Genomic DNA, 12,558 nt, shown 5'->3' with positions numbered 1-12,558 from the left:
CCCGCGGAGCGGGTAATGCTCCGGCAAGCCGGAGCATAGAACGGCGCGGTGCGCAAGCGCACCGCGGATTCCCGCGCAAGCGCGGGAATGAATTCCGCAAGCGGAATTCTGTAAGCGGCACTATTCGCGCAAGCGCGAATAGTGGGTGATCGCGCAAGCGCGATCACTGAAGGCTGGCTACAGGAACAGGTGCATCACGTGCGGATCTGTGTAGGGTTTGGGGTTCCCAGCCAGTGCCCGGGCACGAGGCTTGACGAGTCATCAGGTTCAAAGGGTGCCGACCCCTGCAGTGACGGGTTCCGCTGCGCTCCACCCGCTCCTCTCCCCCGGTTCGTGTAGCACCGTTACAGAGTTCCTGGAGCACTCGGATAGTGTATACGGTGAAGCGTCTCTGCGGGCGCTATTCGGCAATATGCTACCCAGTAGTGCACATCTTCAGTCGAGGCTGATGCATCGTAGTGATGCACTGTGTAGAGTCTAGGGTCAGACACCACACCCCGAGCTGCTAGTACGGATCGGGGAAATCCCTTTCAGATTTCGCGTCGGTTCTGCGAAAAGGAGAGTCCGGGAAATGGCCGTCAAGCTGCGAGACCATCAGATAGAAGCGGTTGCCGCCATCGTACGCGGCCTCGATATCCCGCCGGGAGGAATTCCCGCGGACGGCTTGCGCGGGCAGGTCCACGCGGCGTGCGGGACCGGAAAGACCATCATTGCCGCCGCGGCGGCCCACCGGCTTGTGCCCAAGGGTCGCGTCCTGGTGCTTGTCCCGACGCTCGATCTCCTGGCCCAGACGATCAAGGCGTGGGCCGCAGTGGGGCACAAGGGGCCGGCGGTCGCGGTGTGCGGGCCGCTGGATGACCCGGAGTTGTGGGACCTGGGTGTGCGGGGCACCACGAACCCGGTGCAGCTGGCGCTGTGGCACGGTACGGGACCGGTCACCCTCTACGCGACGTACGCCTCGCTCGGTGTGCTGGCGGAGGCCTTCGAGGGCCTCTACGGCCAGCAACTCGCCCCGCTCGACCTGGCTGTGGTCGACGAGGCGCACCGCACCTCGGGGTCGATGGGCAAGGCGTGGGCCGCGATCCACGATCAGGCGGTGATTCCGGCGCGGCGCCGGCTGTATATGACGGCGACGCCGCGCATCTGGCAGGAGCGGCCGCCGAGTTGGGAGGTGTCGGAGGGGGTTCGGGATCCGCTCCCCGAGGAGATGGCGGCCTCCATGGACGATGAGACCGTGTTCGGGCCGGTGCTGTACAAGCTGACGCTGGCCTCGGCGGTCTCCCGGGGGTTGCTGGCTCGCTACCAGATCATCGTGCTGGAGCTGCGGGACCCTCAGGTCACCCCGGAGCGGCTGATGGGTGAGGACCGGCATGGCGAGGAGGTGCGCGGGCAGCGCCTCGGGGCCCTGCAGGCGGCGCTGTTGCACACGATGGCGCAGAACGACTTGAACACCTGCATCACCTTCCATCACCGCACGATGGAGGCCGAGGCGTACGCGAAGGGTCTGGGCAAGGTCGCAAACAGGCTGCACGCGGACCAGCCGGAGACGTATCCGGCGAAGATCTGGGCCGACTGGCTGTGCGGGGACCACGTCCCCGAGGAACGACGGAGAGTCCTCGGCTCGTTCGGCACCACCGCGCGGCGGGCCGTGCTCTCCAACTGCAAGGTTCTGGGCGAGGGCGTCGACATCAGAAGCGTGGACTGCGTGGCCCTCCTCGATCCGAAGGGCGCGCCGCACGACATCGTCCAGGCGATCGGACGGGCGCTGCGGCAGAAGCCCGGCGAGAAGAAGCTGGCGTCGCTGATCGTGCCGGTGTTCCTCTCGCCAGGTGAGCAGCCGGAGGACATGTTCACCTCCGGCTCGTACCGGCCGTTGGTCAAGGTATTGCAGGGGCTTAGGGCCCACGATGAAGAGGCCGTGGAACTGCTGGCCATTCCGCAGGAGCCACAGAAGGAGATCGTGGCCCCTTCTGTTCATATCGGTGACGAGGAAGAGGAAGATTCCGGGGAGGAAACTCGTCTGCTGCTCCGTTTCGCGGCACCATGTGATCCGGTGATGGTCGCGGAGTGGGTCTCCTTCAACGTGATCGACACCGAACGCCAGGACTGGGCCCGCGGCTGGGCGAAGTTGAAGACGTACGTCGAGCGGGTTGGGAACGCCAGGGTGCCCTACGGACACCGCGAGGGCGCGACACCGCTTGGGCAGTGGGTGGCGGAACAACGACGCGCCTACGCAGCCGGGCAGATGACCGGCCAGCGCGCCCAGCGCCTGGAGAGGCTCGGCATGGTGTGGAGCATTGCTGATGGACGCTTTCAAGAGAACCTGGAGGCCGTGAAGGCGTACTACGCGGACCACTGGACCCTCTGTGCTCCGAGGTCCGCCGTGGCCCTGGACAGGCCGGTAGGGCAGTGGTTGAGCAACCTCCGCCGCGCGGGCGCGCTGGAGGGTCATCCGGAGTGGGAGACCGCGCTGAGGGAGATCGACGAGGACTGGAACCCGCCATGGCCTGCGGCGTGGCAGCGGCACTACGCCGCTCTGCGCGAGCTGGTCCGCGACGAGGAGGGCCAGGCCGAGGTATTGCCCGGCGTCACGGTCCACGGCATGGACATCGGGAAGTGGCTGGCCCAGCAGCGCAAGCCGGAGGTCTGGCAGGCCCTGGCAGACGGGCAGCGTGAGCGTCTGGAGCAGCTCGGCATCGCGCCGGTGGTGCCTCAGCAGACCGCGCCTGCTAAGGCGCCCAGGGCCCCCTCTGGCGCCTTCGAGAAGGGCGCTCTGGCCCTGGCTCAGTACACGGCGCGCACGGGCTCTGTGACGGTACCCAGGGGTCACGTAGAGGCGATCGTCGTCGACGGCCAGGAGCACGAGATCAGGCTTGGGGTCTGGGTCATGAACCAGAAGAGCCGACGCGCCAAGCTCGGCGCCGGCCAGCTCGCGGCGCTCGAAGCGCTGGGGTTGAAGTGGGCACGGAAGGGTTAAGTGTTGGGGTAAGTTTATGGTTAAGCCGCTTCGATTCCTGGCATGAAGGTGCAGGTTATGGCATCTGAGGAAGAGCTGTTCGCGAACGTCGATGCGTTGCTGGAGGAGGAGCCGCATCTCCCGCCTCCGGCGGAGCGTGCCCGGCTGCGTGAGGCCGCCGGGATAACGCAGGCTCGCCTCGCCACCGCGTTGAAGACGACGACCCAGTCGGTGAAGAACTGGGAGAACGGCCGCTCGGAGCCGAAGTCGCCACGTCTGGACGCCTACCAGCGGCTGCTGGACGGGTGGGCGGCGAAGCATTCCGCATACGGTGCAGGCTCGGTTGCCGCAACGACACCGGCGGTGGCGTCGAGTGAACCGGTCGCGTGTGAGGCGGAGTTGGCGGACGCCACGCAGGTTGCCGCCGTTCCTGCACGTCCCGCCGCTCGGCCAGCTGCGGCATCGCATCGTCCGGTCGCGAGGAAAACAGCTCAGCCCGCCGTCGATCCGCGGTTCCCGCACGGTCCGCTCACTGTCCTCGACGGTGACGGCTCCGCGTACGGCGTCGACGGCATCGTCCTCGACTGCCCCGCCACCACGGTCGTGGAGCTCGTGGAGTGGACGCTGCGCGAGTCCGGCCTCGGTGCGGCGAAGCTCAACCGTTACGGCAAGGACTCCGATCCGCTGGTCGTGCTCACCGCGGCCGCGGCCGTGAAGCTGGGACTGCCGGAGCGCCTGGAGGGGCACGAGCAGCGCCGTTCCCTGCGGCTGCCCGAGGACCACCCGGTCGTGAAGCAGGTGGCAAAGGCCAAGTGGCAGCTCACGCAGCGTGGGTTCGGCCCGTGGGCGCGGATCTACCGCAAGGCCCAGGGCCGCGAGCGGCAGTGCGTGCAGCTGGCGATCCTGTCGTGGGACGCCCTCGACGAGCGCGCCTGGCCCGGAGTTGCCGAGATGCACCCGGCCGACATCGCCCGCGTCCTGGGCGTGTACGCCCAGCGGGTTATCACCCCGCGCGGGTCCACGGCCGTGTCGGGCCTGGAGCTGATGACGGCGATGCGGCCGCCGACGAAGCCGGAGCGCGATCCGCAGACCGGGAACTGGATCTCCGGCCACAACCCCGGCTCCCTGGATACGGAGCCGATGGACCCGGCGCCGCCGGAGGCCACGGCCGAGCATCCCGTCGTCGTGAACTCCGGCTGGACGGGCGGCTTCCTCAACGAAGAGGCCTATCAGTGGGTGCGGCCGGTGGACTCGCTCAGCGATGAGGAGTGCATGCTGCCCTTCGCGGTCGGCCTGGACCTCAACACGGCGTTCCTCGCGGCCGCGGCCCGCCTGGTCGTCGGCCTCAGCGCGCCGGACCACTTCCACGCCCCGACGTTCAACCCGAAGATTCCTGGCTCGTGGCTGGTCGACCTGTCCCCCATCGAGCTGGACCCGCGCCTGCCCAGCCCGTTCACTCCGGACGGCTCCCGCCCGACGGGACCTGCCTGGTACCAGACCCACACCGTCGCCTACGCCCAAGAACTCGGATGCGACGTGGCTCCGATCGAGGCGTACCTGCGCCGCGAGAGGGGCGCGTACCTGGACCCGTGGCACGACCGGCTCAAGACCGCCTACGTCGACACCCTCGCCGACCTCGGCGTCACCAAGGACCTGGACGACCAGTCGTTCCTCGCCGCGATGGAGCAGCACAAGCAGACCGACCCGGCGATGGCTGCAGTGCTCGCAGCCATCAAGGCGACCGTGAAGGGTGGCGTCGGCAAGCTGCGCGAGCGCCCGCAAGGCAAGCACTACAGGGAGGGTGAGCGGTGGCCGGCTCTGGAGCGGCCGACCTGGCGTCCCGACATTCGTGCCGCCGTGATCTCCAAGGCCCGGGTCAACATGCACCGCAAGCTGCTGAACATGTCGAGGATGACCGGGCTGTTCCCGCTCGCCGTGCTGTCCGACTGCGTCGTCTACCCGAGCCCCGGCGAGAGCCCGCTCGACTTCCTGCCGTACGCGGCGTCCGGCAAGCCCCAGCCCGGCGGCTTCCGGCTCGGGCCCACACCCGGGCTGGCGAAGCTGGAGGGCGTCCAGTCGATGCTGTGGGCCGTCGACCTGATGGAGCAGGGCCTCAACCCGGCCCGCCACATCAAGGGCGGCGACGCCGTCCTCGAGGACGGGGAGTAGACCATGGGCGAGATCGACGACGCGATCGAGCGTGCCGACCGGGAGAGCTTCACCCGCGAGCCGCCCAAGACGCTCAAGGGCCGCATCAACTACCTGCTCAAGCAGTTGGGCAGTGCCAAGGCTGTCGCCGAAGAGATCGGCGTGACCGCCGACTCCGTCAACCGCTACCGCCGCGGCGCCCGCAAGCACGCGCGCCCCGACGTCGCCGCGGCGATCGAGGACGCGGTGCGGTCCCGCTGGCAGCCGCAGGTCCGCAAGCGCCGCCAGCGCCAGGCGGCCGCCACCGGCGGCGGAATCACGGTCGAGACCCGGGCGCAGTTCGGGTACACCTCGTCGGCCGGCTCGACCGACGACGGGCGCTTCAGGCGACTCACCGTGCGCCTCCCTGAGGAGTACGCACAGCGCCTCTTCGACGCCCGCAGCGCTGGCGCCAATGATCGGGAGATGCGAAGGATCATCGCCGAGGGATTCAAGGAGATCTACTTCCAAGACGGCGGAAGCCGCGCCATGGGACTCTCCGACGTCACCCTCAACGACATCGACTACCTCGACCTCGACTACTGACCTGACGCCGGCCGCAGGCCCGGCATCTGCTTGCCGAGTCGACGTACGATCACTGTCACAAGCGGGCGGGATGGGTGGGGAATTGTCGCTGGCCGCAGGCGCCTTTCGAGCGACTCCCCTGCCGGGTGAGATGACGCTGTCGTTCCTGCAACGGGTCGCAGACAGGTACGGCCTGACAGTGCGGAGTCTGCTGTCGGCGATTACCGAAGTGGATGGCCAGCAGGACGTCAGCGGGGCTCTACGGGGCGACGGTGAGGTGTTCTTGAACGCTGCTGCCCGGGACCGCGTCGCGGTGCTGTGTCGTGTGTCGCAGGGGGACTTGCGCCGTGCGTTGCCGGCCTGGACGCGGGAGGAGCCGTTGGGCCCGGCGAAGGAGAAGCCGGCAGCGCGGCTTTGCAACGGGGTGGAGACAGTTGCTGCCTGGGGTCCAGCGTGCCCGGGCTGTGTGGCTGCGCGGACCGGTCGCGTGGCACCAGCCCGGGTGTACCTGGCGGCGCACCAGCGCGTTTGCGCACGCCACCGGTGCTGGCTGATGGGCGTGCCTGGCAGCGCGGGACGTGTCGTCGGATTGGCCAGATGTCCGGAGGTGGTCCAAGCGCAGGAGGATCACCTCAGGCTGCTGCGCCGCTCCCCCGTCGCTGGTTCGGCGTTCGAGGTTGCTGAGGCGGTCACCGCCTGGTGGTGGGCGCAGAAGTGGCCCGAGGAGCGCCTGTGGCCGATGCGGCTGGAGGCGACCATGCCCGCGGGGGAGGATGTGCAGCGGTGGCGGGTCCTGGCGCGGGATCTGGTCACCTACCCCGAGACCGTCTCCCTCGCCACGCTTCTGGCCAGCCCGGTCTGGCGGCTCCGCGTCGCTGCTGACGGTGGTGGTCACCTCCCCTACCGGTTGGCTGATGTGCCCTGCGTGCCCAGCGAGCTGGGCGATCGCTTGCGGCGACCGTGGCTCACTGAGCATCTGGCCGCCTGCACCCACGGACCGCTGTTTGCCTGGACGTGCCAGTGCATCCGTGCCCTGGGCGGCAGTGAAGACGACGAACAGCGGCTGTGGCAGGTCCCCTTGGCGCTCCGGCCCCGTCCTCTCGCCGACGTTCTCGCGGGCTACCAACGTCGGCAGACCGTGGGCGCAGAGGGTTGGCCGGCTCAGAAACGGCTGCGAGGCCACAGCGTGCACGCCGAGGCGGCCTTCGCCGCCGGCCTGGCCCACGCGCGCACCTACGCCGCCCAGCACGGCCACCTCGCCACCCAACGCGACACCCGAGTCGGTTCCTTCGCCCTGGGGAAATGGGTGCACAACCAGCAGACCCACGCCCTGACCCTGCCTGAAGAGAAAGCCGCCGCCCTCAAGGAGGTGGACCCGTGGTGGAACATCCCCTGGTCGGTGAAGTGGCAGCGCTCCTACTACCGCGCCCGCGACCACGTCAGGCGCCACGGCCCCCTCAACGCCGCCGACGGCTTCCCCGACACCCACGTACTGACCGGGGAATGGCTGTATCTGCAGTGCACCAACTACAGCTCGCTCCACCCCGAACAGCGCCGCCTGCTGGCCGACATCGGCCTCACGGCCCAGGCCGCCAGTAGCGCACGCCCGCGCCGAACGAGCCGGACAACGAGCATCGATACGGCTGTTGCCTGTGCGAGCGCCTTCGTCGCCGAACACGGATGCCTGGCCCTGGCCACCAAGAACGTCTCGTACCAGGGGTTTCCGCTCGGGAAGTGGCTCAATGCCCAGCGTGTCCTCGCCCGCCGCCAGGACGAACCAGCGCACCTTCAGGTGCTCGACGCGATCGACGTGTGGTGGAACCCGCCGTGGCCTTTGGCGTGGCAGCGCACCTGGCACCGGATCCGCGCTCATGCCCGCGACCGGCGCCACAGGGCCGCGGAAGGGGGCTGGCCGGACGGCAGTGACGGCTGGGCCACGTGGCTGTCCGTGCAGTGCACCGGCTACCAGCAGTTGCATCGGTCGCAGCAGTGTCTGCTGGCGGAGATCGGGATCACCGCCGAGGCCGCCGCCACCCGCCCCCACGAGGTCATCGCCCAGTTCTGCGGTACGGGCCCCGGGCTGGCTCACGCGCGTACGTACGCTGCTGCACACGGCCACCTCGCCGCGCCCCTGAAGGCTTGTCCTGAGGGGTTCTTGCTGGGGCGATGGCTGAGCGAACAGCGGCACCAGGCGCGGGAGCACCATCGCAGTACAGGCGAGACCTGGCCGGTCAGCACGCTCCTTGCAGCGCTCGACCCGTGGTGGAACCCGAGCTGGTCCTTGGAATGGCAACGCAATTGGAGCCGCGTACGCGAGCGGTCAGAGTCCTCGTCCATAGTCGATGGCGGTGGTAGTGCCGGCATTCCGGACCTTGAAAAGGAGCTGGCCAGCTGGCTGAGGCGTCAGTGCACCGACTACGGGACACTCCACTCCGAACAGCAGCGCCTGCTGGCCAAGATCGGCATCACCGCCGAAACAGCCCGCGCTGCCCAACCACCGGCTTCCCGCGCCGAGCTCGACCTCGTGGACACCGCGCTCACACAAGCTCGCGCCTACGCGGCCGAATACGGCAACCTCGCCGCGCCCGTCAGCACCGTCCTCGACGGGTTCCCGCTGGGGAAGTGGCTGGCTTCGCAACGACAACGCGCCCGTCAGGGGCGCCTATCTCCTGCCCGGGCCAAAGCCCTGGCCATGATCGATCCTTGGTGGAATCCGGCCTGGCCCCTGCCGTGGCAGCAGGCCTACCGCCGCCTGTGCACGGCAGCTACGGGTGCCGACGGCGTACCGCCCACGAACCTCTCTCAAGGCCTTTACCGCTGGATCCGTGTCCAGCAGGGGTCCTGGGATCGTCTCCACCCCGGCCAGCAGGATCTCCTGACCGCCCTCGGCATCACGCCCCACACTCCTGTAGGCGAACGCCCCGCCCCGGCCACACGCTCCTACCCCGTCAGCCCCGGACTCGGCCACGCGCGCGCCTACGCCGCCCAGCACGGCCACCTCACCTCGGGCAAACACACCCGACAAGACGGCTTCCCCCTCGGCATATGGCTGGGACAGCAACGCCGCAAACAACGCGCCGGCACCCTCTCCACCGCCACTGTTGAGGCGCTCACTGCCCTGGACCCGTGGTGGAACCCACCCTGGCCTTACACCTGGCACCGCACCTGGCAGCAATACCGCACCACGATCAGCGGGAACGAACCCCTCCCCGACACACTCCAACAGTGGGCCAACGCCCAACGCAGCCAATGGAGCACCCTCCACCCCGGCCAACAGCACCTATTGACCGCTGCTGGCATCACTACTGCTCCGTGACACAAGCGGAGAGCACTCGATGCGTGTGGGGCTGGAGTCAGGTTGTCGGCGTAGCGGCGCTCGCCTCTGGCGTGGAGAACGCCGCTCTCGGGGAGCATAGTTCGGCTCTCACCTGGCATTCTCCACTGCGGCGGTGTCCACCCATCTCGCCAAGATACTGAAGGCGGCCAGCTGCTCCAGTGCCTCGTTCTCTTCCAGTTCCTCATCCTCTTCGTGGGCGATGGGGTTGCGGATGGCTGAGTAGACACCCCTTGCGAAGTTTCCTGCACCGTCGTGGCGGTTTCTGAATGTGTCGCTCCCGTCGTTCTCGCTGAGACGCAAGCGGGGGTGCCCCGGGGCAGGTTGATTGGTGGAGAAAGCATCGGAGAGGAGCTTGGCCTCGGAGGCGTCTCGTCGTCCAAGCTTCGCCTGGGATTGCACATTCACTGCCCTGGCGGCAGCGCCGACCGCCTCGCGGAAGTGGCCGCTGCTCCACAGGCCCTGCACGCTGCCCCAGACCCATGGGTGCAGCGTGGCTGCGTCGAGCTGGGGCGCGCCACTGCCGAGATTCTCCTGCAATTCCTGTTCTGCCTCCAGGAAGGCGACCGCGCGGTGAGCCGCCTCCCGGTGGCGCCACATCGGTTGCCCTTTGGCTTCTTCCCAGTCTGCAGTTCGCCAGTCAGGGATCACCCGGTCCAAGATCTGCTCCGCGATGTGCGCAGCAGCCTGCGCCTCTGGCTTCGAAGCATTCTTAAACTTGAAGCTCCCAGCACTCACCATGCCGTGTGGTGGCGCAACCCACTCGACTGCTGCGGTGTGGAGGAAACCCTTGAGCTTCTCGATCGCCCACTCTCTGTTCATCTGCGTCATGCTCTGATGCTGCCTCACATCACTGACATCGCCGTCCTATACGCCAGGTCAAGCTGACAGTCGCTGGCTGGTGTCTGCGGATCCAGGCGCGACCCTGCCGTGGACCCGGCATGATCTGTTGAGGAACGCAGACGGACTTCGGGGGCCTCGGAATGCAAAACGTTCTGAACCGGATTGCCACGCAGGGAACGGTATTGGCGCGCCGCCATGTGCGACCGTTTAGACGTGCCTTTCTGATTCGCGACGACGACTACGCAGGCCTGCTGCGAGTGATCGAGCGTGCCTGCCAGGTGTGGGGCGGGGTCGGCGACCTCATTGTTCCGGTGGCTGCTGACGGTAGCGTCAGCGACTTGTACCGGACGATGCTGCTGCGCAGCGAGCTCGACTACCTTACGGTCGTCGTCCCTGATACCGAGTCACGGGCATGGCAGCAGCGATGCCGCGAACTGGGCGAGGCGATGCGGCTGCCGACGGTGCGGGGCGAAGAAATACCGGTTCTCATGATTGCCGGGGCGCGGGACGCTGAGAGTCTCCGTACGGTGACCGTGACAGACACACCGGCGGACGATCCCTGGGAGCTGGTGTACAGCGTCATGCTGGGGCGCTTGCCGCACCGGCCTGACGAGGACCTGCTTGCGTACTCAAAAGCCCGCGATGATCTGCAGTTCTCCGATGTCTTGACCCTCGAGCGGCAAACACCCGAAAGCTTGGGGGTGAATGACCTGCTGACGCGGTGCCGGCAGGTCACGCCCGTGGGACTGAGCCGGATGTCCCTGACGCCCCGTCCCGTGTGGGTGGGCACCAACGGTGTTGACGACTGGCTGCAGGAAGCCGGAGCGGCAGCCCGCGACCTGGGCCGCAACGTCTACGTCCTCTGCGAGCACAAGAGCGTCGCGGACGCCGCCCTGTTGTGGAACCTGCGGGCCCTGCACGGTTGGTCCCACATCGTGCCGATCGGCCTGCCGGTGTCGCGTACCCCGGCTGGGGAACTGGACGCCGCCGAAGCGGAAGCGAGGATCGAAACCGTCGCTCGTCAGCCGTTCTGGGTGACCGGCGCGGCGCCCATGATGGTGCTCACCTCGGCCACACTGCCGCAGGAGGAGCTTGAGGCTGTGGGGCGTGCTCTGCCCCACCGTCCGGTTTACGCCCTCAGCCCTTCCGATGTATTGGTCGCCACTCCCGCGCTCCTGGCCCGGAGTTCCAGCATGCCGCTGACCTTCGCCGCCGGCCGCGCGCTGGCGCCGACACTGACCGAGGACGACCGGGAGATACTGGCTCTGGTGAACACGGACCAGTCGGTCCGTGTCACGGTCGAGGTCGACCGGCAGCCGCTGCCTTCGTTGGTACCGCTACGCGGTGGGCGCTGGTCCGTGTACCCGGCGTACGGCGGAGGCGGCGCGATCGTCAGTGCTTCAGCGACGGGCGTTGCCGAAGTGCAGTGGCCGCAGGCGTGGTCTCTCTTGGAGGCGGCCGCGCGTGAACACGGCCTGACGGTACGGGAGTCCGTCCCCGGACAGCACGCCCTCGCGCTGGCCGAACTCGCTGGCGGTGCGCACGGGGTTCGCTGGCTGGCTCATCGCGGCCTGCTCTCACTGCTGTACTCCACTGCGGCAAGCACATCCATGAGCTGGTTCAAGGCGCGGGCGGATCGTCTGGCCAGGCAGGTAGCCGCAGCTCAGGAAGATCCCGACGCCGCAATGGCGCAGTTCTCCGAACTGCTCGCGGACATCAACGTCAGCCATGACGCCGAGACCTCGGGCGCATTCGATCTCAGCTCCCTCAGCAAAGCGCTGGGCGGGAAACGCTCGGTCGCGGAAGCCTGGCTGCGGTGGGCACTGCAGCGGCGCCTCGTCCTGCGTGTCGTCCAGCTCATCTGTGATCACTGCGGCTTCAAAGTCCTGCGCCCGGTGGAGCAGACCGGCAACGCCGGCTGCCCACGATGCGGCCGCACCATGGTGGACCCGTTCGCCCTGACGTCGCTGACGTTCCGATACCGCCTGGCCGAACCCCTGCGACGGTCCATCGACGACGATTCCGTCTACCACGCCTTGATCATGCGCTGGCTGATCGCGGCCCTGGCGAACCGGCCCGGCTACCTGGTGGGCGCGCACCCCGGAGTCGAGTTCTACCGCGGGAAGCAGCAGATCGGTGAGGCCGACATCGCCCTGCTCATGGCGGACGGCACCATCATTCCCGCCGAGGTGAAACGGCACGGCCGCCAGCTGACCGAGGGCGAGGTGGACAAGGTCCGCTCGATCGCCGACGCGCTGCAGTCCCCCACCGTGCTGCTTGGCGCGGGTGACAGCAGCGACGACTGCCCTCAGGCCCTCACACATGACCGCGACGACGGCACCGCCCGCGTCATCACCAGCGACTACTGGCTCACCCCGATCCCCCGGCCCGCCATCGACGGCTCAGGCCTGCCCCGCTGGAACAGAGACAACAACCGTCCCCCCGGCACCCTGCACGACCACGAAGAAGCCTTCTGCACACTCATCGAGGACGCCAGCGCCCGCGCCTTCGGCACATACGACCCCGTCCGAGACCTGTTCTGACACTGCGATGTGTCCCAGGAACATGCTGGTCAGAAAGCGACGTCGATCCAGGGGCATCGGCTTTCGTCTGCATCTGCGTCAGCCACCGCGCGGTCTCCAGCACAGACCCGAGCGCCGCGCCCACCCAGACCTGCGGCGCAGCGGCTGCGGACAGCCGGATCCGCCAAGAA

Annotated in this window: 6 protein-coding genes; 5 read left to right on the top strand and 1 reads right to left on the bottom strand. The window is 68.0% G+C overall.

What is annotated here, in order from left to right; genetic code table 11:
* Positions 1 to 571 precede the first annotated feature (571 nt).
* The 4 genes from ACIA8D_RS30265 (at position 572) to ACIA8D_RS30250 (ending at position 8,984) form a co-directional block, all read left to right on the top strand.
* The gene (locus ACIA8D_RS30265; protein ID WP_399237261.1) at positions 572 to 2,977 is read left to right on the top strand and encodes a Helicase associated domain protein; all 2,406 of its coding nucleotides are present in this window, start codon (positions 572 to 574) and stop codon (positions 2,975 to 2,977) included.
* Between the two features lie 57 nt (positions 2,978 to 3,034).
* Positions 3,035 to 5,125: a telomere-associated protein Tap gene (tap, locus tag ACIA8D_RS30260; protein WP_399237260.1), complete on the top strand. Its 2,091-nt coding sequence runs from the start codon at positions 3,035 to 3,037 to the stop codon at positions 5,123 to 5,125.
* Positions 5,126 to 5,128: 3 nt separating this feature from the next.
* Complete coding sequence (tpg, locus tag ACIA8D_RS30255; RefSeq protein WP_399237258.1) at positions 5,129 to 5,689, top strand: telomere-protecting terminal protein Tpg; 561 nt, start codon at positions 5,129 to 5,131, stop codon at positions 5,687 to 5,689.
* A 70-nt stretch (positions 5,690 to 5,759) separates the two neighbouring features.
* On the top strand, positions 5,760 to 8,984 hold the full coding sequence (locus ACIA8D_RS30250; RefSeq protein WP_399237256.1) for a Helicase associated domain protein: 3,225 nt from the start codon (positions 5,760 to 5,762) through the stop codon (positions 8,982 to 8,984).
* A gap of 108 nt (positions 8,985 to 9,092) precedes the next feature.
* On the opposite strand, the gene ACIA8D_RS30245 is transcribed toward ACIA8D_RS30250, so the two are convergent.
* On the bottom strand, positions 9,093 to 9,833 hold the full coding sequence (locus ACIA8D_RS30245; protein WP_399237254.1) for a TIGR02391 family protein: 741 nt from the start codon (positions 9,831 to 9,833) through the stop codon (positions 9,093 to 9,095).
* A gap of 152 nt (positions 9,834 to 9,985) precedes the next feature.
* Here ACIA8D_RS30245 and ACIA8D_RS30240 point away from each other — a divergent pair, with 152 nt between their 5' ends.
* Entirely contained in the window at positions 9,986 to 12,388 is a 2,403-nt protein-coding gene (locus ACIA8D_RS30240) for a hypothetical protein (protein WP_399237252.1), read from the top strand.
* Positions 12,389 to 12,558 lie beyond the last annotated feature (170 nt).

Source organism: Streptomyces sp. NPDC051684, from assembly GCF_044453445.1.
Lineage (GTDB): Bacteria > Actinomycetota > Actinomycetes > Streptomycetales > Streptomycetaceae > Streptomyces.
The sequence above is the reverse complement of the archived record's forward strand: the minus strand, read 5'-3'. Positions and strand labels throughout refer to the sequence as shown.